Source organism: Streptomyces sp. NPDC056948 (genome assembly GCF_042674225.1).
Taxonomy (GTDB): domain Bacteria; phylum Actinomycetota; class Actinomycetes; order Streptomycetales; family Streptomycetaceae; genus Streptomyces; species Streptomyces purpurascens.
In genome coordinates this window covers 1-21,883 of record NZ_JBHUQX010000124.1, presented here as the reverse complement: position 1 = coordinate 21,883, position 21,883 = coordinate 1, and the positions used below count along the sequence as shown (strand labels likewise).

Annotated in this window: 23 protein-coding genes; 17 read left to right on the top strand and 6 right to left on the bottom strand. The window is 71.6% G+C overall.

Going from position 1 to position 21,883, the window contains the following annotated elements:
* Positions 1–3 precede the first annotated feature (3 nt).
* The gene (locus ACFTZL_RS18120) at positions 4–696 is read left to right on the top strand and encodes a trimeric intracellular cation channel family protein (protein ID WP_382583351.1); all 693 of its coding nucleotides are present in this window, start codon (positions 4–6) and stop codon (positions 694–696) included.
* Here the strand turns inward: ACFTZL_RS18120 and ACFTZL_RS18115 are convergent.
* On the bottom strand, positions 587–1,819 hold the full coding sequence (locus ACFTZL_RS18115; RefSeq protein WP_382583348.1) for an alpha/beta hydrolase: 1,233 nt from the start codon (positions 1,817–1,819) through the stop codon (positions 587–589). The genes ACFTZL_RS18120 and ACFTZL_RS18115 overlap by 110 nt on opposite strands.
* A gap of 143 nt (positions 1,820–1,962) precedes the next feature.
* On the opposite strand from ACFTZL_RS18115, the gene ACFTZL_RS18110 reads away from it, so the two are divergent.
* Complete coding sequence (locus ACFTZL_RS18110) at positions 1,963–2,823, top strand: thioesterase family protein (protein WP_382583346.1); 861 nt, start codon at positions 1,963–1,965, stop codon at positions 2,821–2,823.
* 109 nt (positions 2,824–2,932) lie between these two features.
* Positions 2,933–3,367, top strand: coding sequence for a hypothetical protein (locus ACFTZL_RS18105; protein ID WP_382583343.1), 435 nt, complete (start codon positions 2,933–2,935; stop codon positions 3,365–3,367).
* 102 nt (positions 3,368–3,469) lie between these two features.
* On the opposite strand, the gene ACFTZL_RS18100 is transcribed toward ACFTZL_RS18105, so the two are convergent.
* Positions 3,470–4,108, bottom strand: a complete 639-nt coding sequence (locus tag ACFTZL_RS18100; protein ID WP_382583341.1) for a TetR family transcriptional regulator — start codon at positions 4,106–4,108, stop codon at positions 3,470–3,472.
* Between the two features lie 115 nt (positions 4,109–4,223).
* Here ACFTZL_RS18100 and ACFTZL_RS18095 point away from each other — a divergent pair, with 115 nt between their 5' ends.
* The 3 genes from ACFTZL_RS18095 (at position 4,224) to ACFTZL_RS18085 (ending at position 6,015) form a co-directional block, all read left to right on the top strand.
* The gene (locus ACFTZL_RS18095; protein ID WP_382583338.1) at positions 4,224–4,391 is read left to right on the top strand and encodes a hypothetical protein; all 168 of its coding nucleotides are present in this window, start codon (positions 4,224–4,226) and stop codon (positions 4,389–4,391) included.
* 47 nt (positions 4,392–4,438) lie between these two features.
* Positions 4,439–4,705, top strand: a complete 267-nt coding sequence (locus tag ACFTZL_RS18090; protein ID WP_189727798.1) for a DUF4190 domain-containing protein — start codon at positions 4,439–4,441, stop codon at positions 4,703–4,705.
* A gap of 140 nt (positions 4,706–4,845) precedes the next feature.
* Positions 4,846–6,015 (top strand): cysteine desulfurase family protein, encoded by a 1,170-nt coding sequence (locus tag ACFTZL_RS18085; protein WP_382583335.1) that lies wholly within the window; start codon positions 4,846–4,848, stop codon positions 6,013–6,015.
* Positions 6,016–6,033: 18 nt separating this feature from the next.
* Here the strand turns inward: ACFTZL_RS18085 and ACFTZL_RS18080 are convergent, their stop codons facing one another.
* Positions 6,034–6,699 carry an N-acetylmuramoyl-L-alanine amidase gene (locus tag ACFTZL_RS18080; protein WP_382583332.1) on the bottom strand — a complete coding sequence of 222 codons (666 nt, stop codon included), beginning with the start codon at positions 6,697–6,699 and terminating at the stop codon, positions 6,034–6,036.
* Positions 6,700–6,759: 60 nt separating this feature from the next.
* On the opposite strand from ACFTZL_RS18080, the gene mnmA reads away from it, so the two are divergent.
* Entirely contained in the window at positions 6,760–7,890 is a 1,131-nt protein-coding gene (mnmA, locus tag ACFTZL_RS18075; RefSeq protein ID WP_382583329.1) for a tRNA 2-thiouridine(34) synthase MnmA, read from the top strand.
* Positions 7,891–7,901: 11 nt separating this feature from the next.
* On the opposite strand, the gene ACFTZL_RS18070 is transcribed toward mnmA, so the two are convergent.
* Together ACFTZL_RS18070 and ACFTZL_RS18065 are read right to left on the bottom strand one after the other, a co-directional pair.
* Positions 7,902–8,684 carry an alpha/beta fold hydrolase gene (locus ACFTZL_RS18070; protein WP_382583326.1) on the bottom strand — a complete coding sequence of 261 codons (783 nt, stop codon included), beginning with the start codon at positions 8,682–8,684 and terminating at the stop codon, positions 7,902–7,904.
* 61 nt (positions 8,685–8,745) lie between these two features.
* Entirely contained in the window at positions 8,746–9,069 is a 324-nt protein-coding gene (locus tag ACFTZL_RS18065; RefSeq protein ID WP_382583323.1) for a DUF427 domain-containing protein, read from the bottom strand.
* A gap of 80 nt (positions 9,070–9,149) precedes the next feature.
* On the opposite strand from ACFTZL_RS18065, the gene ACFTZL_RS18060 reads away from it, so the two are divergent.
* From ACFTZL_RS18060 to gatB, 10 genes are all read left to right on the top strand, one after another.
* The gene (locus tag ACFTZL_RS18060) at positions 9,150–9,953 is read left to right on the top strand and encodes a class I SAM-dependent methyltransferase (protein ID WP_382583320.1); all 804 of its coding nucleotides are present in this window, start codon (positions 9,150–9,152) and stop codon (positions 9,951–9,953) included.
* The gene (locus ACFTZL_RS18055) at positions 9,950–10,489 is read left to right on the top strand and encodes a TIGR00730 family Rossman fold protein (RefSeq protein WP_382583317.1); all 540 of its coding nucleotides are present in this window, start codon (positions 9,950–9,952) and stop codon (positions 10,487–10,489) included. Before ACFTZL_RS18060 ends, ACFTZL_RS18055 begins: the two co-directional genes overlap by 4 nt.
* 18 nt (positions 10,490–10,507) lie before the next feature.
* Positions 10,508–11,206 (top strand): SDR family oxidoreductase, encoded by a 699-nt coding sequence (locus tag ACFTZL_RS18050; protein WP_382583314.1) that lies wholly within the window; start codon positions 10,508–10,510, stop codon positions 11,204–11,206.
* A gap of 41 nt (positions 11,207–11,247) precedes the next feature.
* Positions 11,248–12,255 (top strand): methionine synthase, encoded by a 1,008-nt coding sequence (locus ACFTZL_RS18045; protein ID WP_382583311.1) that lies wholly within the window; start codon positions 11,248–11,250, stop codon positions 12,253–12,255.
* A 15-nt stretch (positions 12,256–12,270) separates the two neighbouring features.
* A complete protein-coding gene (gene ligA / locus ACFTZL_RS18040) occupies positions 12,271–14,466 on the top strand; it encodes an NAD-dependent DNA ligase LigA (RefSeq protein ID WP_382583308.1) in 2,196 nt (731 codons plus the stop codon).
* Positions 14,467–14,724: 258 nt separating this feature from the next.
* On the top strand, positions 14,725–17,019 hold the full coding sequence (locus tag ACFTZL_RS18035; protein WP_382583305.1) for a putative bifunctional diguanylate cyclase/phosphodiesterase: 2,295 nt from the start codon (positions 14,725–14,727) through the stop codon (positions 17,017–17,019).
* 135 nt (positions 17,020–17,154) lie between these two features.
* Positions 17,155–17,451 (top strand): Asp-tRNA(Asn)/Glu-tRNA(Gln) amidotransferase subunit GatC, encoded by a 297-nt coding sequence (gene gatC, locus ACFTZL_RS18030; RefSeq protein ID WP_007384860.1) that lies wholly within the window; start codon positions 17,155–17,157, stop codon positions 17,449–17,451.
* Positions 17,452–17,456: 5 nt separating this feature from the next.
* Positions 17,457–18,950 carry an Asp-tRNA(Asn)/Glu-tRNA(Gln) amidotransferase subunit GatA gene (gene gatA, locus ACFTZL_RS18025; RefSeq protein ID WP_382583301.1) on the top strand — a complete coding sequence of 498 codons (1,494 nt, stop codon included), beginning with the start codon at positions 17,457–17,459 and terminating at the stop codon, positions 18,948–18,950.
* On the top strand, positions 18,947–19,186 hold the full coding sequence (locus ACFTZL_RS18020; protein WP_184598645.1) for a hypothetical protein: 240 nt from the start codon (positions 18,947–18,949) through the stop codon (positions 19,184–19,186). The genes gatA and ACFTZL_RS18020 overlap by 4 nt, the downstream gene beginning before the upstream one ends.
* Before the next feature lie 15 nt (positions 19,187–19,201).
* On the top strand, positions 19,202–20,716 hold the full coding sequence (gatB, locus tag ACFTZL_RS18015) for an Asp-tRNA(Asn)/Glu-tRNA(Gln) amidotransferase subunit GatB (protein WP_382583298.1): 1,515 nt from the start codon (positions 19,202–19,204) through the stop codon (positions 20,714–20,716).
* A 61-nt stretch (positions 20,717–20,777) separates the two neighbouring features.
* Here the strand turns inward: gatB and ACFTZL_RS18010 are convergent, their stop codons facing one another.
* On the bottom strand, positions 20,778–21,581 hold the full coding sequence (locus tag ACFTZL_RS18010) for an SAM-dependent methyltransferase (protein WP_382583295.1): 804 nt from the start codon (positions 21,579–21,581) through the stop codon (positions 20,778–20,780).
* Positions 21,582–21,883 lie beyond the last annotated feature (302 nt).

The window sequence follows — 21,883 nt, the reverse complement described above, 5'->3', positions numbered from 1 at the left end:
GCCATGGGTAAAAATGTTCGGGTGCTCCAGGAACTCTTCACCCCGTCCGTCCAGCACTCGCTCGAGCTGATCGGCATCTTCGTCTTCGCGATCTCCGGCGCCCTGCTGGCCGTCCGGAAGAACTTCGACGTGTTCGGCATGGCCGTCCTGGCCGAGGTCACCGCGCTGGGCGGCGGTCTCTTCCGGGACCTGGTCATCGGAGCCGTACCGCCCGCCGCCTTCTCGGACCTGGGGTACTTCCTCACCCCGCTGCTCGCCACCCTCCTGGTCTTCTTCCTGCACCCCCATGTGGAACGCATCCAGGTCGCCGTGAACGTCTTCGACGCGGCCGGCCTCGGCCTGTTCTGCGTCGCCGGGACGACGAAGGCGTACGAGTACGGGCTCGGCCTGACCGCCTCCGCCTGTCTGGGTCTGGCCACCGCGGTGGGCGGGGGCGTGCTGCGGGACGTGCTCGCCAACGAGGTGCCCTCGCTGCTGCGCTGGGACCGCGACCTCTACGCCGTCCCGGCGATCGTCGGCGCCACGATGGTCGTGCTGTGCATCCGCTACGACGTCCTGTCCCCGCTGACCAGCGCCCTCGCGGTGATCACCGCCTTCGTACTGAGGCTGCTCGCGATGCGATACCACTGGCGAGCTCCGCGGGCGTGGCACCGGCGGTCGACGGTGAGCGAGGAGGAGCAGCCCCTCCTGCCGTGACGGGGTGGCCCGTCATCTCCGTCAGCCAGCGGAACGCCGGGACCACCTGCGGCCGCCACAGCGCCATGGTGTGACCGCCCGCGCTCCTCGGCACGAACACCACGTGCACGGTCGTCGGGGCCTTCGCGGCCTGTTCCAGCGCCACGGCCGCCTCGTAGCCGTCGTGCGGCTGGCCGGAGAGGTAGAGCGCGATCCGCGGCGGGGCGGGCGCCTCGCGCAGCAGCACGCAGGGGTCGTTCCCGGCACGCAGGGCGGGGCTCTGCGCGGCGAGCGAGTCGCGTTCGCCGATCGGGTCGTTGTAGCCGGACAGACTGACGGCGGCCCGGTAGCGGTCGGGGTGGGCGACGGCGAGCTTGGCCGCGCAGTGCGCCCCGGCCGAGTAGCCGGCGACGGCCCAGCCCTCGGGGGCCGGCCGGGCGCGGAAGTCGTCCATGACCATCCTCGGCACATCGACACTCAGCCAGGTGTCGGCGTTGACCGTGCCCGGGATGTTGGCGCACCCGGTGTCCACCCCGGGCAGCAGACTGGTGCGCGGCGCGACCAGGATGAACGGGGCGACCTGCCCGTCGCGCATCAGCGGCAGCAACTGCTCGTGCGCGTGCAGGGAGCCGAACCAGGCCTTCGCCGAGCCGGGGTAGCCGGGCAGCAGCTCGACGACAGGGAACCGCTGATGCCGGTAGGCCGGTTCGTCGTACTGCGGCGGCAGCCAGACGTAGACCTCGGCGTTCACGCCCGACACCCGGCCCTTGAGCTGGGTGACCCGTACCCCGCCGGCCGCGCGCATACCGGGCCCGGTGGCCGGCTCGAAGGCCTGGCGCACCTTGGGCAGCCGTTCCAGGGCGAGGCCGCCGGTGCCGTCGGCGCCCAGATCGGCCGCCTGTTGCACATGGTCGCCGGTGCCGAGCAGGTCGCCCCAGGTGTCGTAGAGGCTGTTGGCGTTGTTGACCAGGGTGAAGACCAGGGCCACGGCCGTCCCCTGAGCGAACAGCAGCATCAGTGTCCGGGCCGCGGCGCGCAGGGCCCGGGGCCCGCGGAGGCGCGACCAGAGGACCAGCGGCAGCACGAGGGCGACGACGGACAGCACGACCAGCGTGCAGAGGAACGGGGTCCCGGTGAGGCTCATGCCCATGGAGAGGGCGGGGGCGGCCTCTGGGTGTACGGATGAGTCGGACACTTACCAAGAAATTGCCCGGGTCTCACCCGGCCTGGGTGCTTGGCGAGCGAGGAAAGCTACCGCTTAGTAGTTAGTTCTTGTACTGTTCAGTCATGCCAGAAGCAGCCTCCGCCCCGGCCGTCCGGGCCACGATCGGCGACAGCGAGTTCGACCGCGACACCGCGCTCACCCTCCGCGCACCCGGCGTCTACGACATCGACCTCTCCGCCGGCTGGACGATCATCAGCGCCGTCAACGGCGGCTACCTGCTGGCCGTCCTGGGCCGCGCGCTCGCGGACGCCCTGCCGCATGCCGACCCGTTCACCGTCTCGGCGCACTACCTCACCGCGTCCCAGCCCGGCCCGGCGGTCGTCCGCACGGACGTCGTCCGCACCGGCCGCACCCTGTCGACCGGCCAGGCCTCCCTCTTCCAGTACGACGGCGAGGGCCGCGAGGTCGAGCGCATCCGCGTCCTCGCCTCCTACGGCGACCTGGACGCCCTGCCCGACGACGTCCGTACGACGGCCGAGCCGCCCGCCATCCCGCCGATGGGGGACTGCTTCGGCCCCGAGGACGGGCCGGCCCCCGTCGACGGCAGCTCGGCCATCGCCGACCGCCTGATGCTCAAGCTGGACCCGTCGACGCTGGGCTGGGCCGTCGGGCAGCCGTCCGGCAAGGGCGAGATGCGGGCCTGGTTCGGGCTCGCGGACGGCCGCGACCACGACCCGCTCTCCCTGCTGCTCGCGGTGGACGCCCTGCCGCCCACCGCCTTCGAGATCGGGCTCAAGGGCTGGGTCCCCACCGTCGAGCTGACCGTGCACGTCCGCTGCCGCCCGGCACCGGGTCCCCTGCGCGTCTCGATCACCACGCGCAACCTCGCCGGCGGCTTCCTGGAGGAGGACGCCGAGGTCTGGGACAGCGCCGACCGCCTGGTCGCCCAGTCCCGGCAGCTCGCCCGGGTCCGGCTCGGCTGAACTTTGCCTCACTGACAGGCAGATCACAGGGCGTCCCGAGGGGAGTCCTGAGCGGCGTTGGTTGAGTGCTCGCCTCAGGACTTCCTCATCCTCCCTGGAGCTGTCTCTCATGAAGCGTGCTCATCTCCTTCCTGCCGTGGCCCTGCTGGCCCTGTCGCCCCTGGCTCTGGTGGCCTGCGGCTCGGGTGACTCCTCGTCGTCCTCGAACAGCGGCGGCGGCTCCGGACAGCAGCAGGCCTGCCAGGCGCCGTCGGGGGCGCCTTCGGGTGCTCCTTCCGGGGCTCCGTCGGACGCTCCTTCCGGCGCGCCCTCGGGGGCTCCCTCCGGTGCGCCGTCGGGCGCTGCTTCCGGGGGTGCCAAGCCGTCGGGTGTGCCGTCCGGGGCGCCTTCGGGTGCGCCCAGTGGTGCGCCGGGCGGCGCTCAGGGCGGCGGGCAGGGCGGTCCCGGCGGTGGCCAGGGCGGCGGCTGCGGTGCGCCGGGTGGCGGCGGTCAGGCCTCGGGCGGGCAGGGGCAGCAGACCCCGCAGGCGCAGAAGGAGCAGTAGGCGTAGAGGTGGGGGAGGGGCCGGTCAGGGCCCTCCGGAATACGACAGGGGCGGCGTGCTCGGCGAACGGGCGTGCCGCCCCGGTGCGTTGTGCGCCGGGTGTCAGTCCAGCCAGTGGTGGCGGCCGAGGCCGATCAGCCGCATCTGGCGGGTCGCCACCTGCGTGACGTGCCGAGTCCGCTCCGCACGCTCCTTCTCCGGGCCCTCGAGTGCCTCCAGGAAGAGCGACGCCGTGATCAGCATCTGGTCGACATAGAGGTGCGCGAGCATCAGCAGGTCGTCCTCGGTCCAGCCCTCGGACACCGAGTCCTTGGCCAGCTCGTCCTTGACCTCCTGTGCGAAACGGGCCAGTTGGTCCCGTATCGCCTCCCGTACCGGCTGTACTCCGCCATGTCGTTCACGGGCGATGAACCGGACATGTGCGGGGTACCCGTCGACGTGACGGGCGATCAGCTCGATGGCGCGCGTGATGCGTTCCTCGTGGTCGCCGGTCGCGGACACCGTCGTCCGGATCATCGGGTGCAGGCTGCCCAGCGCCTCCTCGACCAGGGCCACGCCCAGATCCGCCGTGGAGCGGAAGTGCCGGTAGAAGGCCGTCGGGGCGACACCGACGGCGCGCGTGACCTCGCGCAGCCCCAGGCTGCTCAGGCTCTGCTCCTCCAGCAGCCCCAGGGCCGCGTCCAGGAGCGCCTGCCGGGTCTTCTGTTTCTGGGCCTGCCGGATGCCGAGGGTGTGACTCATACCATGCAGTTAACAACTGTTCTCTGGAATTGGAAAGTCATGAGAGGCGCTAGACTGGGAAGTCAGTGAACAACTGTAACCACAACCGTTCACCGAAACCCTGGGGGCTTTTCCCATGCTGTTCATCGTCGCCGCACTCCTGCTGCTGGGAGTCGTGTTGGGCACCGTGGCCCACGCGCCGCTCACCATCTCCGTCGCCGCCGGCGTGGTCATCGCCGCCTGGCTCGGCATCTTCGCGATCCGCGAGCGCCACAGCCGCCGGCGCCACACGCAGGCCCACTGACCACCCACTGACCACCGTCCCGCCCACCCGACTGGGAGTCGATCATCATGCAGCTCACCGCTCCGGCCACGCGCCGCACCGGTATCCGCGACACCGACGGCATGGCCGTCGCGTCCTTCATCCTCGGCCTGCTCGGCCTGCTCGTCCTCAACCTCTTCCTCGGTCCGATCGCCATCGTGCTGGCGAGCGTCGCCCTGTGGCGCGGCACCGAGCGCCCCGGCCGTGCCTACCTGGGGCTGGGCCTGGGCATCGCCGACCTGCTGGTCCTGGCGGCGTTCATGGAGTTCGACAGCACGATCTCCTGGAGCTTCTGAGCCGCCGTCGGACGACCGTGCTCCGGCACGGCGCGGCCGGGCCCGGGGACGACGGGCCGCAGCCGCGCGGGAAAGCGGTTCACGTTCGGCCAACCTTGCTCTGAGGCCCGTGGAAGCAGAGCCGTAGAATCGGGCTCACCATGGCTTACCTCGACCACGCCGCGACCACCCCGATGCTTCCGGAGGCGGCAGAGGCGCTCACCGCGCACCTGGGTGCCACCGGCAACGCCTCCTCCCTCCACGCATCCGGCCGGCAGGCCCGCCGTACCGTCGAGGAGGCCCGCGAGACCCTCGCCGAAGCCCTCGGCGCCCGCCCCAGCGAGGTCGTCTTCACCTCGGGCGGCACAGAGGCCGACAACCTCGCCGTCAAGGGCCTGTACTGGTCACGCCGCGACGCCGACCCGGCCCGCACCCGCGTCCTCGCCAGCCCCGTCGAGCACCACGCCGTCCTCGACGCCGTCCACTGGCTCGGCGAACACGAGGGCGCCACCATCGAGTACCTGCCGGTCGACGCCCACGGTCGCGTCCACCCGGACGCCCTGCGCGAGGCGATCGCCCGCGACCCCGACGACGTGGCCCTCGCCACCGTCATGTGGGCGAACAACGAGATCGGGACGATTCTGCCGATCCGCGAACTCGCCGACGTGGCCGCGGAGTTCGGTGTCCCCCTGCACTCGGACGCCGTCCAGGCCTTCGGCCAGATCCCCGTGGACTTCGCCGCCTCAGGGCTTGCCGCGATGACGGTGTCCGGCCACAAGATCGGCGGCCCCTACGGCATCGGCGCGCTGATCCTCGGCCGCGAGCACGCTCCCGTACCGGTCCTGCACGGCGGCGGCCAGGAACGCCATGTGCGCTCCGGCACTCTCGACGTGCCCGCCATCGCCTCCTTCGCGGTCGCCGGGCGGCTGGCCGCCGAGCAGCGCGAGTGGTTCGCCCGCGAGGTCGGCGCCCTGCGCGACGCCCTGGTCACCGCGGTCCGCTCGGCCGTGCCGGACGCGATCCTCGGCGGCGACCCGGCACCGGAGGGCCGCCTCCCCGCCAACGCGCACTTCACCTTCCCCGGCTGCGAGGGCGACTCCCTGCTGCTCCTGCTCGACGCCCAGGGCATCGAATGCTCCACGGGCTCCGCCTGCACCGCCGGCGTCGCCCAGCCCAGCCACGTCCTCCTCGCCACCGGCACCGACCCCGACCTGGCCCGCGGCACCCTCCGCTTCTCCCTCGGCCACACCTCCACCGAGTCCGACATCAAGGCCCTCGCGAAGGCCATCGGCCCGGCGGTGGAACGGGCACGGGCGGCGGGGCTGACGTAGCGCGCCGGGGCCGGCCGGTCAGGCCGGAGCCGTACGTGCCCGCTTCACCAAGCGCATGTACTTGTCCCAGTCCCAGTGCGGCCCCGGGTCTGTGTGGTCCGTGCCCGGGACCTCCACGTGGCCGATGATGTGCTCGCGGTCGACGGGTATGTCGTAGCGCGCGCAGATGCGGGCCGTGAGGCGGGCCGAGGCCTCGTACATCTCGTCCGTGAGGTCCTGTGGGCGGTCCACGAAGCCCTCGTGCTCGATGCCGACACTGCGTTCGTTGTAGTCGCGGTTGCCCGCGTGGTACGCCACGTCCAGCTCGCGGATCATCTGCGTGACGTGCCCGTCCTGGCGGACGATGTAGTGCGTGGCCGCCTTGTGCCCCGGGTCCTGGAAGGCCTTCACCGCGCTGTCGAAGCTGCCCTGCGTGACATGGACGATCACCATGTCTATGCCGAAGTCGTCGGGGCGGTCCGCCCGGCGCCAGTTCGCCTCCGACGCCGCCACCCAGCGGGCACCCGTGTAGTCGACCTCGCCCGCTGTGCGCGGCTTCTCGACGCCGGGAGTCCGCCACCACAGGCGCGCGAGCTCGTCCCGGGCCAGCACGGCCGTGCCCGCCGCTGCCGCCGCCCCGCCGATCAGCAGCGCGCGACGCCCGACCTTCCGGTCGCCGTCCTTCGAAGCCTTCCGCTGTCCCATGTGATCGTCAACGGATACTCGTGAGCCCTGGTTCCCGCGCCCCCGTACCCTGGAAGGGCTATGACTGAAACTCCGCAGCGCTCCCGTCCCCTCCGCGTCCTGGCCGCCATGTCCGGCGGAGTCGACTCCGCCGTCGCCGCCGCCCGCGCGGCCGAGGCGGGCCACGACGTGACCGGCGTCCACCTCGCGCTCTCCGCCAACCCTCAATCCTTCCGGACGGGCGCGCGCGGCTGCTGCACCATCGAGGACTCGCGCGACGCCCGCCGCGCCGCGGACGTCATCGGGATCCCCTTCTACGTGTGGGACCTCGCCGACCGCTTCCGCGAGGACGTGGTCGAGGACTTCGTCGCCGAGTACGAGGCCGGCCGCACCCCCAACCCCTGCCTTCGCTGCAACGAGAAGATCAAGTTCGCCGCCCTCCTCGACAAGGCGCTCGCGCTGGGCTTCGACGCGGTGTGCACCGGCCACTACGCCAAGGTCGTCATGCTCGCCGACGGCACCCGTGAGCTGCACCGCGCCTCCGACATGGCCAAGGACCAGTCGTACGTCCTGGGCGTGCTGGACGACAGGCAGCTTGCGCACGCGCTCTTCCCGCTCGGCGACACGGTCACCACGAAGGACGAGATCCGCGCGGAGGCCGAGCGCCGGGACCTGGCGGTGGCCAAGAAGCCCGACTCGCACGACATCTGCTTCATCGCCGACGGCGACACCCAGGGCTTCCTGGCGGACCGGCTCGGCAGGTCCGAGGGCGACATCGTCGACGAGTCCGGCAACCGGATCGGCACGCACGAGGGCGCGTACGGCTTCACCATCGGCCAGCGCAAGGGCCTGCGCATCGGCACCCCGGCCCCCGACGGCAAGCCGCGCTACGTCCTCGACATCTCCCCGGTGGACAACACGGTCACGGTCGGCCCGGCCGCCGCGCTGGACGTCGGCGCCCTGACCGCGATCAAGCCGCGCTGGTGCGGTGCCGCCCCCGCGGGCCCGGGCACCTACACGGCCCAGCTCCGCGCCCACGGCGGCGAGACCGAGGTGAGCGCCGAACTCGTCGACGGCTCCCTGGAGGTCACCTTCGCCGAGCCGGTCCGCGGCGTCGCCCCCGGCCAGGCGATCGTGCTGTACGACGGCACCCGCGTGGTGGGCTCGGCGACGATCGCCTCGACGACCCGGGTGACGGCGGGCGTGGCCTGACGCCGCGCCCCTCAGCCCTGCAGGAAGAAGTCCGTCAGCACCGGCGCCAGCACATTCGGCTCGACCATGTGCGTCTGGCCCTGGAGCGTGCGGTACGCACCCGTGGGGACGGAGTCCGCGATCGCCCGGGCCGCCTCACGCAGCCAGGCGGGGCTCGCGTCGCCCGCGACCGCCAGGACGGGGACGCCGACCGCGGCCAGCCGGTCACGGGGGACCCGGCCGTCGCGCATGACGGCGTCGTCGTAGGCGAGGCTCGCGGCGATCGCCTCCATGCCGGCCCACATGGGGGACTGGCGGGCGCCCTGGATCATCCCCTCGGCCAGGCCGGCCAGCCGCAGGAACAGCTCGACCGCGTCCCCGCGCCGTCCCTCGCCGAGCGCTTTCGTCAGCCGCCCGGTGTACTCCGCGCGCTCCTCGGCGCCCTCCTCGGACATCGCGAACGGCGTCTCGTACACCGCGACGCGCCGCACCGGCAGCCCGCTCGCCGCCGCCTCCAGGGCCAGCGCCCCGCCCGACGAGATGCCGTACAGGAGCGCCTCGCCGCCCACCGCCTCGATCACCGCCGCCAGGTCCTCGAGCTCGCGCTCCACGGCGTAGGGCGCGGTGTCCCCGCTGGCACCGCGGCCCCGGCGGTCGTACACGACGGCCTGGAATCGCTCCGAGAGCGACACGGCCAGCGGCGCCAGGGTGCCGCCCGTCGACATCGCGCCGCTCACCAGGACGACCGCGGGGCCCTGTCCGGTGCTCTCGTAGGCGATGCGGGTGCCGTCGCGCGAAAGGATCTTCTTGTCCATGCTCATGCAGACTGCCGCACGGCAGGGTGTTCATCGGTGAGGCGGGCCGGGCGTCAGCCGATCACATCACTTCCACCTCGTAGAAGCACAGGTGGTCCTTGATCTCCGCGACGTCCGGCTTGGGGTCCGGATACGCCCACACGAGGTCCGTCGCCTCCGGCAGCGACCAGTAGGAAGCGGTGCCCTTGAACGGGCAGTGCGTGTGCGTGCCTGACGGTGTCAGCAGGTCAAGGCGTACGTCCTCGGCCGGGATGTAGAACCGCTCCGGACAGCCCGTCTCCCGCAGGACCAGCGACCGGTCGCTCTCCGCCAGGACCTGTCCGCCGCGCACCACGCGCACGTGCCGGCCGCTCCGCTCGATGGTGATGCGATGTCCTGTGGTCACGATCGCCCTCCTTGGGTAGCCGAGTCCTTCGCTACAGCGCACGCTGTAGCGGAGTTCTTCCCTCGCCGCAGGAGGCCCCCATGCGAGCAGCAGAACAGGCCGGAAACCGCAGCACCCTGTCCCACCAGGTCAGGTACGCCCTGCGCCACCCGGGGCGGGTACCCGCGCACGCCCGGCGAGCGGCCCGGGACGCCTGGCTGCGGCTGCGGTACCGCGACCACATTTCCTACTACCGCGCCGTCATGGCCTCCGACGCGGCGCGCAGCGCGGAGGCGGCGGTGGGGCACAACCCCTCCCGCGAGGCCTGGACGCGGATCGGGCGCATGCAGTTCGACTACCTGGTGGGGCACGGCCTCCAGCCGCAGCACCGGATGCTGGAGATCGGCTGCGGCAATCTGCGCGCCGGACGCCTGTTCATCGACCACCTCGACGCCGGCCACTACTACGGCATCGACATCTCGCCGCACATCCTGCTCGCCGCCCAGGACACCCTCGTGTCCGAGGGCCTCCAGTCCAAACTGCCCCACCTGGCGCTCGCCGACGACCTCACCTTCGCCTTCCTGCCCGACGCGCACTTCGACGTCGTGCACGCGCACAGCGTCTTCTCGCACTCGCCGCTGCACGTCATAGAGGAGTGCTTCGCCCACGTCGGCCGGATCCTCGCGCCCGGCGGGTTCTTCGACTTCACGTTCGACCGCACCGAGGGCGCGGAGCACCAGGTGCTCCACGAGGACTTCTACTACCGGACCCGGACGCTGACCGAACTCGCCGCGAAGCACGGCCTGAACGCCCGGTTCATGGACGACTGGGAGGAGCTCCCGCACCGGCAGTCCAAAATGCGGGTCACCACGGCGCCTGACCGTGCCCGTACGGTGGGCTCATGAACATCTGTGTCTTCCTTTCCGCCGCCGACCTCGACGAGCGCTACACCCGGCCCGCGCGGGAGTTCGCCAAGCTGCTGGGCAAGGGCGGGCACACCCTCGTGTGGGGCGGCTCGGACGTCGGCCTCATGAAGGTGGTCGCCGACGGGGTGCAGGAGGCGGGCGGCCGGCTCGCCGGCGTCTCCGTGAAATTCCTCTCGGCCAAGGCCCGCCCGGGCGTCGACGAAATGGTCGTCGCCCAGGACCTCGCCGAGCGCAAGAGGCTCCTCCTGGAGAAGGCCGACGCCGTGGTCATCATGGTGGGCGGCACCGGCACGCTCGACGAGGCGACCGAGATCCTGGAGCTGAAGAAGCACGGCCACACCGACAAGCCCGTCGTCCTGCTCAACACCGCGGGCTTCTACGACGGTCTGAAGGAACAGTTCCGCCGCATGGAGGACGAGGGCTTCCTGCCCCGCCCGCTCACCGACCTGGTGTTCTTCGCCGAGGAGCCGGTGGGGGCCCTGGCGTACCTGGAGGAGAGCCGCGGCATCGAGTGAGCCGGCCCTGATGCGAGCATGGCGGGCATGGCTACTCATGTGATCACCGGAGCGGGCTCCGGCATCGGCGCGGCCGTGGCCCGCCGTCTGCACGCGCGCGGGGACGACCTCGTGCTGCACGCGCGCGACGCGGGCCGCGCGAAGGAGCTGGCGGCCGAGTTCCCGGGGGCGAAGACCCTCGTCGGCGACCTGGCCGACCCCGACAAGCTCTCCTGGGCCTTCTCCCACCAGTCGCTGCCCGACCGCGTGGACTCGCTGCTGCACATCGCCGGGGTCGTCGACCTCGGCCCGGTCGGCGAGCTCACCCCGAAGACCTGGCGCCACCAGCTCAACGTCAACCTCGTCGCCCCCGCCGAGCTGACCCGCCACTTCCTGCCCCAGTTGCGCGCCGCCCGGGGCCACGTCGTCTTCGTCAACTCCGGCGCCGGCCTCAACGCCCACGCCGGCTGGTCCGCGTACGCCGCCTCCAAGCACGGCCTGAAGGCCCTCGCCGACTCCCTGCGCCACGAGGAGCACGCGGGCGGCGTCCGCGTCACCTCGGTCTACCCCGGCCGCACGGCCAGCCCCATGCAGGCCAAGGTCCACCAGCAGGAGGGCAAGGAGTACGAAGCCTCCAAGTGGATCGACCCGGAGTCCGTGGCCACGACGATCCTGACGGCCCTGGACCTGCCGAGGGACGCCGAGATCAACGACCTGACGGTGCGACCGGGGAACTGACCGGAACTGACCTCGGCCCGGCGGCTGCGTAGGCTGCTCGGGTGAGTGAAGACAGCCAGTTCAGGTTCGGTGCCGCCACCGGTGTGGGCTCCCTGCCCGGTGGTGACGCCCGAGAAGCCGCCAAGACCGCCACCGGAACCCTCGAGGACTTCCCCTTCCTGCCCGAACTGCCCGCCCGGGGACCGGGAGCGGACATGATCGGGCGGACCGCCGGACTGCTCGTCGAGTTGTACGCGCGCGTGGAGCCCAGCGGCTGGCGCCTCGGGGACCGGCCCGGCCGGGACACCAAACGGGCCCGCTCCTGGCTCGGCGAGGACCTCGACGCGCTGGAGGAGTTCACACAGGAGTACGAGGGGCCGCTGAAGGTCCAGGCCGTCGGCCCCTGGACCCTCGCCGCCAACCTGGAGCTGCGCAACGGCGAGGCCGCCCTCTCCGACCCCGGAGCCTGCCGCGACCTCGCCGCCTCCCTCGGCGAGGGGCTGCGTCTGCATCTCGCCGAAGTGCGGCGGCGCATCCCGGGCGCGCACCTCGTCCTCCAGCTCGACGAGCCGTCCCTCACGGCCGTTCTGCGCGGCCAGGTGAAGAGCGCCAGCGGCTACCGCACCCACCGGGCCGTCGACCGGCAGATCGTCGAGGCCACGCTCCGCGACGCCTTCGGGGTGCACGCCGACGGCCCGGTCGTCGTCCACTCCTGCGCACCGGACGTCCCGTTCGCCCTGCTGCGCCGGGCGGGCGCGGCGGCCGTCTCCTTCGACTTCTCCCTGCTCACCGAGCGTGACGACGACGCGATCGGCGAGGCGGTGGAGGCCGGCACCCGGCTCTTCACCGGTGTCGTCCCGGGCACCGAGGGCCCATTGTCAGACCCTGCCGGTAGCGTCATGGGTGTCAGGACGCTGTGGCGCAGGCTGGGGCTGTCACCGGGGCTTCTCGCGGAGGCGGTCACAGTCACCCCGGCGTGCGGACTCGCGGGGGCCTCCCCGGGGTACGCACGCACGGCTCTCGCCCACTGCGTCCGGGCGGCGAGATCTCTCGCGGACAACCCAGAGTAACGGGAGGACGACACGGTGGCCGGGGACAAGCAAGCGGAGACGACGACGGTGCCCGCCGAGGCACGGGAGAAGCACGCGCGCCTCGCTGAGCAGATCGAGGAGCACCGCTTCCGGTACTACGTGAAGGACGCTCCCGTCGTCAGCGACGCGGAGTTCGACCGACTGCTGCGTTCCCTGGAGGCGCTGGAGGAGGAGCATCCGGAGCTGCGCACGCCGGACTCGCCGACCCAGAAGGTGTCCGGGGCGTACGAGACGGAGTTCACGGCGGTCGAGCACCGCCAGCGCATGCTCTCCCTCGACAACACGTTCAACGACGAGGAGATGGCCGCCTGGACGGACCGCATCGCCGGGGAACTGGGCGAGCAGGACTACCACTTCCTGTGCGAGCTGAAAGTCGACGGCCTCGCCGTGAACCTCACCTACGAGCACGGCCGTCTCACCCGCGCGGCGACCCGCGGCGACGGCCGCACCGGCGAGGACATCACACCGAACGTCCGGACGATCGCCGAGATCCCGGAGCGCCTCAAGGGCGACTCCGTCCCCGACCTCGTGGAGATCCGCGGCGAGGTCTACTTCCCGATGGAGAAGTTCCAGGAGCTCAACGCCCGTCTGGTCGAGGCCGGCGACAAGCCCTTCGCCAACCCGCGCAACGCGGCGGCCGGTTCACTGCGCCAGAAGGACCCGCGCGTCACCGCCACCCGCCCCCTGCACATGGTCGTCCACGGCATCGGCGCCCTGGAGGGATTCACCGGCCTGACCCGCCTCTCCCAGGCCTACGACCTGCTGAAGACCTGGGGCCTGCCCACTTCCGGCCACAACCGGGTGGTCGACGGCCTCGACGGCATCCGGGAGTTCATCGCCTACTTCGGCGAGAACCGCCACTCCGTGGAGTGGGAGATCGACGGCGTCGTCGTCAAGCTCGACCAGATCCCGCTCCAGGGCCGCCTCGGCTCCACCTCGCGCGCGCCGCGCTGGGCCATCGCGTACAAGTACGCGCCGGAGGAGGTCAACACCAAGCTCATCAACATCCGCGTGGGCGTGGGCCGCACGGGCCGGGTCACGCCGTACGCCCAGGTCGAGCCGGTCACGGTCGCCGGCTCCGAGGTCGAGTTCGCCACGCTGCACAACCAGGACGTGGTCAAGGCCAAGGGCGTCCTCATCGGCGACACGGTGGTGCTGCGCAAGGCCGGTGACGTCATCCCCGAGATCCTCGGGCCGGTCGCCGACCTGCGGGACGGCAGCGAGAGCGAGTTCGTGATGCCGAGCGAGTGCCCCGAGTGCGGTACGGCGCTGCGGCCGATGAAGGAGGGCGACGTCGACCTGCGCTGCCCGAACGCCCGTACCTGCCCGGCCCAGTTGCGCGAGCGCCTGTTCTACCTCGCGGGCCGCAAGGCGCTGGACATCGAGCACTTCGGCTACGTGGCGGCGGCGGCCCTCACCGCGCCGCTGGAGCCGAAGGACCCCCCGCTGGTCGACGAGGGCGACCTGTTCGACCTCACCATCGACCGGCTGCTGCCCATCAAGGCGTACGTCCTCGACTCGGACAGCGGCCTGCCCAAGCGCGACCCGAAGACCGGCGAGGAGAAGGTCGCCACGATCTTCGCGAACCAGGAGGGCAACCCCCGCAAGAACGCGCTTGCCATGCTGGAGAACATCGCGGCGGCCAAGCAGCGCCCGCTCGCCCGCATCCTCACCAGCCTGTCGATCCGTCACGTCGGACCCGTCGCGGCCGAGGCGCTGGCCCGCGAGTTCCGCTCGATCGAGCGCATCGACCAGGCCACGGAGGAGGAACTGGCGGTCACCGAGGGCGTCGGTCCGACCATCGCGACCTCCCTCAAGCAGTGGTTCGCCGAGGACTGGCACCGCGAAATCATCCGTAAGTGGAAGGCCGCCGGCGTCCGCATGGAAGCGGAGAGCACCGGCGAGGACGAGGGGCCGCGCCCGCTGGAAGGGCTCACGGTCGTCGTCACCGGCACCCTCGAACACTTCACGCGGGACGGCGCCAAGGAGGCGCTGCAGAGCCGCGGAGCGAAGGTGACCGGATCGGTTTCGAAGAAGACGTCGTTCGTCGTTGTGGGTGACAGCCCCGGATCGAAATACGACAAGGCGATGCAGCTGAAGGTGCCGGTCCTGAACGAGGAGGGTTTCGGCGTCCTGCTGGAGCAGGGACCGGACGCGGCGGCCGAAGTCGCGCTTTCGGCCGAGGAGTAGCGGTTGAAGGCCACCCGTTCGGCGCATACCAGATGCATACGGGTGGCCGGGGCGCATTCGGGCAACCGTCCGCGACCGCTGCCCGTGGAAGCCTTCTGCGGCCTACTGTTGAGATGTGCGCCTGCCGTGCCCAGCTGCGGTCGGGGCATCTTCGTGCTCGCACAGAGCGCGGGGAAGGGTTTTCCAACGCGGGCCGTTGAGGGTTGTCGGGCACCGGGCCGCGGGGCGTGGGCACCGCCGGCTGTGAGAGGGACGGGAATGGAACCGACCGAGAGCGCCGTGCCGGGCGCACGGCTGCGCCTGCGTCGCATGGCGGTCGCATGGCGTGCGGTCCGTGGGGTCGGACGGCCGGCGGGGCGTCCGGGTCTGGAGGTGCGCGCCGTCGGACAGTACACCGCGGACGGACGTGCCCTCGGAGGGCGCGCCGCGGCGGACGGCCGCGCCGCACAGCCGGTCAGCGAGCACACCCCCGGACTGACCGGCGACGACGCGGACAGCGAACGGCACCAGTCCTGGCCCGCGCTGCCCGCTGCGGTCGTCGCGGCGGCCGGGTTCGTCCTGGGCGCCGGCTTCTACCGCGCCTTCACCGGCGGACACGCGCTGTTCCCGTCCGGTACGCCCGGCTGGGCGCTGGCCGTGCTGACCGGCATCATCGTCGGCCACCTCGTCATGCTCGGCCGCTCCCGCTGGTGGGGCGGCACCGGCTCGGGCGCCGCCCTCACCCTCGCCGTGCTGCTGCTCTACGGCTGGGTACCGGCCGGCATGGTCAGCCTCACGGTCGTCGTGCTGGTCGGCGTCGCCCGCCGCAACCGCTGGCGTCAGGGCGTGCTGCACGGATCGGTCGACCTCCTCGGCATCGGCGCCGGCGCCCTGGTGCTCGCCGCGTTCGGAACCGTGCCGTCCGTCGAGTCCCCCGCGCGGCCCGACGCCTGGACGCTCACCACCGCACCCCAGGTGGCCCTGGTCGCCGCCGCCTACCTGATGGTCACCCGCGTCCTGCTCTGGTATCTGCACGCCCCGCGGCCCGGACTGCCCACCGTCGCCCGCACCGCCCTGGTCAGACAGGGACTCGTCGCGGTCGCGCTGCTGGGAATCGCGCCGCTGGTCTGCGTGGTGGCCGTGGCCAAGCCGATCCTGCTGCCCCTGTTCTCCATCCCCCTCATCGCCCTGGACTCCACCCTGTGGATAGCCCGGGCCCGGGCCGAGGAGCAGTTGCGCGACCCGCTGACCGGGCTGCCCAACCGGCAGTGGCTGCTGGAGCGCATCTGGACGGCTCTGGACGACGCCGAGCGGATCGACGCCCGCGCCGCCCTGATGCTGATCGACCTCGACCGGTTCCGGTCGGTCAACGACACGCTGGGTCATCTCGCCGGTGACCGGCTGCTGCTGCAGATCGCCGACCGGCTGCGGGTGGCACTGCCGCGCGGGGCGGAGGCCGCCCGGCTCGGCGGGGACGAATTCGCCGTCTTACTGCCGGTCGCCGACTCCACGACGTCCGCGACCCGGGTCGCCCGCGGCCTGGTCGCCGCGCTCAGCTCCCCCCTCGACCTCGACGGCCTCACCCTCGTCCTGGAGGCCAGCGCCGGAGTCGCCGTCTTCCCCGACCACGCCCTGGACGCCGAAGGGCTGCTGCGCCGGGCGGACGTGGCGATGTACCAGGCGAAGCGGGACCGTACGGGCGTGGAGGTCTACGAGTCCAAGCGCGACTCGAACACCCCCGACCGGCTCGGCCTGCTGGGCGATCTGCGCCGCGCCCTCGAAGCCAATGAAGTGCATCTGCACTACCAGCCGAAGGTCCGCTTCGACGGACAGGTCGTGGGCCTGGAGGCCCTGGTCCGCTGGGTGCACCCCGAGCGGGGCAAGGTGCCGCCGGACGAGTTCATAGCGATCGCCGAGTCCTCGGGCCTGATGCCCCACCTCACCGAGTACGTCCTGGAGGCCGCGCTCGGCCAGGTCGCGCGCTGGCGCTCCCAGGGCCTGCTCGTACCGGTCGCGGTGAACGTCTCCCCGCGTGACGTGCACACCCCCGGCTTCGCGGGCTCCGTCGCCGCCCGGCTGGCCCGGCACGGCGTCCCCGCGGGAGCGCTCCAACTGGAGATAACGGAACACGTCCTCCTGGAGGACCCGCAGCGCGCCGCCGACACCCTCAACGCCCTGACCGGGCACGGCGTGAAGATGTCCCTGGACGACTTCGGCACCGGGTACTCCTCGCTCGTCCACCTGCGCCGCCTCCCGGTCAGCGAACTGAAGATCGACCGCTCGTTCGTGGCGCGGCTCGCGGTCGACACCGAGGACGCTGAGATCGTGCGCTGCACGGTCGACCTCGCGCACTCCCTCGGCCTGCTCGTCGTCGCCGAGGGCGTCGAGGACGACGAGACCTGGGAGCGCCTGCGCGACCTCGGCTGCGACGCCGTCCAGGGCTGGCTGGTCGCCGCCGCGATGCCCCCTGACGAGACCACGGCCTGGCTCCGCGCCCGGGGCTCCCGCGGCTGGCAGCGCCCCCGCGCCGCCCTGCCGGCGGCGACGGCGGACGACTCGGGCCGGGTCGGCTAGCACGGCATCCAGCCGGGGCGGTGGTGTGGTCCGCCGCCCCCTCGTGAGCCGGCGCGGCAAACCGTTTCACGGGCACGGCCTCCCGACCCATAGGATTGGGCCACACCACATTCACTCACCCCAGAGGATCGCTGCATGCCTGGCATCACGCGCGAGGAGGTCGCCCACCTCGCCCGGCTGGCGCGTCTGGAGCTGAAGCCCGAAGAGCTCGAGCACTTCGCGGGACAGCTGGACGACATCATCGGCGCGGTCGCACGCGTCAGCGAGGTCGCCGACCAAGACGTACCGCCGACCTCGCACCCGCTCCCGCTGACGAACGTCATGCGGGCGGACGAGGTCCGTCCGTCGCTCACCCCCGAGCAGGCGCTCTCCGGCGCCCCGGCCCAGGAGCAGCAGCGTTTCAAGGTGCCGCAGATCCTGGGGGAGGACTAGAAGTCATGACGGACATCATCAAGCTCACGGCCGCCGGGACCGCCGCGAAGATCGCCTCCGGCGAGCTCACGGCCGTCCAGGTCACCGAGGCCCACCTCGCCCGGATCGAGGCCGTCGACGAGAAGGTGCACGCCTTCCTGCACGTCGACCGCGAGGGCGCCCTCGCCCAGGCCCGTGCCGTCGACGAGAAGCGCGCCAAGGGGGAGAAGCTCGGTCCGCTGGCCGGCGTTCCCCTGGCGCTCAAGGACATCTTCACCACCGAGGGGATCCCGACCACCGTCGGTTCGAAGATCCTCGAGGGCTGGATCCCGCCGTACGACGCGACGCTCACCCAGCGCCTGAAGGCCGCCGACGTCGTCATCCTCGGCAAGACCAACATGGACGAGTTCGCCATGGGGTCGAGCACCGAGAACAGCGCGTACGGCCCGACCGGCAACCCCTGGGACCTCACCAAGATCCCCGGCGGCTCCGGTGGCGGCTCGTCCGCCGCCCTCGCCTCCTTCCAGGCCCCGCTCGCCATCGGCACCGACACCGGCGGCTCCATCCGCCAGCCGGCCTCCGTCACCGGCACGGTCGGCGTGAAGCCGACGTACGGCGCGGTCTCCCGCTACGGCATGGTCGCCTTCTCGTCCTCCCTCGACCAGGGCGGGCCCTGCGCCCGCACGGTCCTGGACGCGGCCCTGCTGCACGAGGTCATCGCCGGGCACGACCCGCTCGACTCGACCTCCATCGACGAGCCCGTCCCGGCGGTCGTCGAGGCCGCCCGCAACGGCAGCGTCGAGGGCATGCGCGTCGGCGTCGTCAAGCAGTTCCGCGGCGAGGGCTACCAGGCCGGCGTCATCCAGCGGTTCGACGAGTCCGTCGCGCTGCTGAAGGAGCTGGGCGCCGAGATCGTCGAGCTGGACTGCCCGTCCTTCGACCTCGCGCTGTCGGCGTACTACCTGATCGCGCCGTCCGAGTGTTCCTCCAACCTCGCCCGCTTCGACGGCCTGCGCTACGGCCGCCGCACCGGCGACGACGGCACGCACTCCGCCGAGGAGGTCACCTCCCTCACCCGCGAGGCCGGCTTCGGCCCCGAGGTGAAGCGCCGCATCATGCTCGGCACGTACGCCCTGTCGAGCGGCTACTACGACGCCTACTACGGCAGCGCCCAGAAGGTCCGCACGCTCATCAAGCAGGACTTCGACAAGGCGTTCGAGCAGGTCGACGTCATCGTCTCGCCGACGACCCCGACCACCGCCTTCGCGATCGGCGAGCGCGCCGACGACCCGATGGCGATGTACCTCGCCGACCTGTGCACCATCCCGACCAACCTGGCGGGCAACGCGGCGATGTCGCTGCCGTGCGGTCTCGCCCCGGAGGACAACCTCCCGGTCGGCCTGCAGATCATCGCCCCCGTCATGAAGGACGACCGCCTTTACAAGGTGGGAGCCGCCGTAGAGGCCGCCTTCGTGGAAAAGTGGGGCCATCCGCTGATCGAGGAGGCTCCGTCGCTGTGAGTGCACTGACCAAGGCCAAGGGCTTCAAGAAGTCCAAGTCCGGCACGTACCTGTCCATCGCCGGGACCGCGTTCGGCGCGATCGGCGTCGCCAAGCGGCTGAAGAAGGCCCGCGCCGAGCAGGACACGCTGGTCCTGATCGACGCCACCGTGTCCGCCGTCGCCATCGTCACCGGCCTCGCCATCCTCTACCGCGAGCTGAAGCGGCTGGGCGACGACGACGTCCTGCTGGGCTGAGAGGGAAGTTTCACCGTGACCACCACGACCGACCTGGCGTCGTACGAGGAAGCACTCGCGTCGTACGACCCCGTCATGGGCCTCGAGGTCCATGTCGAACTCGGCACCAGGACCAAGATGTTCTGCGGCTGTTCGACCGAGCTCGGCCAGGAGGCCAACGCGCAGACCTGCCCGGTCTGCCTCGGCCTGCCCGGCGCGCTCCCGGTCGTCAACGCGATCGGCGTCGAGTCCGCGATCAAGATCGGCCTCGCGCTGAACTGCGAGATCGCCGAGTGGTGCCGCTTCGCCCGGAAGAACTACTTCTATCCGGACATGCCGAAGAACTTCCAGACCTCCCAGTACGACGAGCCGATCGCCTTCAACGGCTACCTCGACGTGCAACTGGAGGACGGCGAGACCTTCCGCGTGGACATCGAGCGCGCCCACATGGAGGAGGACACCGGCAAGTCGACGCACGTCGGCGGCGCCACCGGCCGTATCCACGGCGCGTCCCACTCCCTGCTCGACTACAACCGCGCCGGCATCCCGCTCATCGAGATCGTCACCAAGCCGATCGAGGGCGCGGGCGAGCGTGCCCCCGAGGTCGCGCGGGCCTACGTCCGTGAGCTGCGCGAGCTCATCAAGGCGCTCGGCGTCTCCGATGCCCGGATGGAAATGGGCCAGATGCGCTGCGACGTGAACCTGTCGCTGCGCCCGAACGGCACCGAGAAGTTCGGCACGCGCTCGGAGACGAAGAACGTCAACTCGCTGCGGTCCGTGGAGCGCGCGGCCCGCTTCGAGATCCAGCGGCACGCGGCTGTCCTCAGCGGCGGCGGCACGATCATCCAGGAGACCCGGCACTTCCACGAGGACACGGGGTCGACGACCTCGGGCCGCGTGAAGGAGGAGGCCGAGGACTACCGGTACTTCCCGGAGCCCGACCTCGTGCCGGTGGCCCCGTCGCGCGAGTGGGTCGAGGAGCTGCGGGCCGCGCTGCCCGAGCTGCCGCTGGTCCGCCGCAGCCGGCTCCGTGAGGAGTGGGACGTCTCGGCCGTCGACATGCAGGCGATCCTCAACGCCGGTGCGCTGGAGCCCATCGTCGCCACCATCGAGGCCGGGGCCGACGCGGCCTCCGCCCGCAAGTGGTGGATGGGCGAGCTGGCCCGCAGCGCCAACGAGTCGGGCAAGGCGCTCGAGGAGCTGGCGATCACGCCGCAGCAGGTCGCCCGGGTCACCGAGCTGGTCGCGAAGGGTGACCTGAACGACAAGCTGGCCCGGCAGGTCATCGAGGGCATCCTCGCGGGCGAAGGCACCCCGGACGAGGTCGTCGACAAGCGCGGCCTGAAGGTCGTCTCCGACGAGGGCGCGCTGGGCACGGCCGTCGACGAGGCCATCGCCGGCAACCCGGGCGTCGCGGACAAGATCCGCGGCGGCAAGGTGGCCGCGGCCGGCGCCCTGGTCGGCGCGGTCATGAAGGCGACCCGGGGCCAGGCCGACGCGGCTCGCGTCAAGGAGCTGATCCTGGAGAAGCTGGGCGTCAGCGAGGGCTGACCTCCGCCGACCCGACAGGGGGGATGCACCGGACCCGGTGCATCCCCCCTGCTCATGTGCTCTACAGGCGGCGCCCCACGACCCGGACGAAGCCCAGCTGGCCGCCCCGGTCGAGACGCAGCATCTCTGCGCACTGGCCGGCCATCCGGATGTGCCACTCGTCCGTGTGCTCGTCGGCGACGACCTCGCACCAGCGCAGCCAGTCGCGCCAGCCGTCCTCGAGCCAGTCGGCCGTCTCGACCTCCACGGCCCCGCTGCGGGTCCAGTGGCGACGCCACCAGGCGGCGGTGTGGAAGCACCAGAATCCGGGCTCCCAGAACGGCTTGAGGTGCTCCGGCAGCTCGACGCCGTCGATCTCCTCGCGCAACGCCGGTACGACGACACCGATCCGCCCGCCGGGCTTCAGCAGCCGCGTCAGCTCGGGCAGGTACAGATCGTTCGTGCCGAAGTACTGATAGGCGTCGACAGAGACGATCGCGTCGAAGCTGCCCTCGCCGAACGGCAGGTCGTGCGCCTCGGCGAGCACGGGCAGGACACGGTCGGCCACGCCCGCCTCGGCGATGCGCGGGGCGTTCTCGCCCGGCTTGACCCACAGGTCGGCGGCGGTGACCTGAGCGTCGTACTCCTTGGCGAGGAAGATCGACGTCATGGCGCGTCCGCAGCCCAGGTCCAGCACGCGCGAGCCGGGGCTCAGGGTGTCGAGCCCCAGAGCCGGGGCCAGCCACTCCAGCAGCCAGAGCGCGTGCGGGCCCATCTGGTTGTCGATGGTCCAGCGGGCGTCGTAGCGGTTGCTGCGCGGGTAGCGGGGGTGGCCGGTGCGGTCAGAGAGGGGGTCGTTCGGGGTCCGGGAAGTGATGTCCGACATCGGTGAACGGGCTCCTTGAGTCCTTGAGGAGGAAAGGGGATGCGTCGGAGCTCGGTCGGACCGTCAAACAATGCACCTGCTTCGGCCGGGCGGCGGGCTGCCGCGGGCGTTTCCTCGGACCGGCGGACGCTAACAGGGGGCCGCACGACCCCGCACCCGGTTTTCGTTCACGACGCGCTACCGTCTCGGCCATGAGTGGACGCGCTGATTCCGACACCGAGGCAGAGATAACGGACTCGGAGGCGGCCGCCGTTCAGGAAGCCGACCAGGACGAAGAGCCGGACGACGACGCGGACGATCCC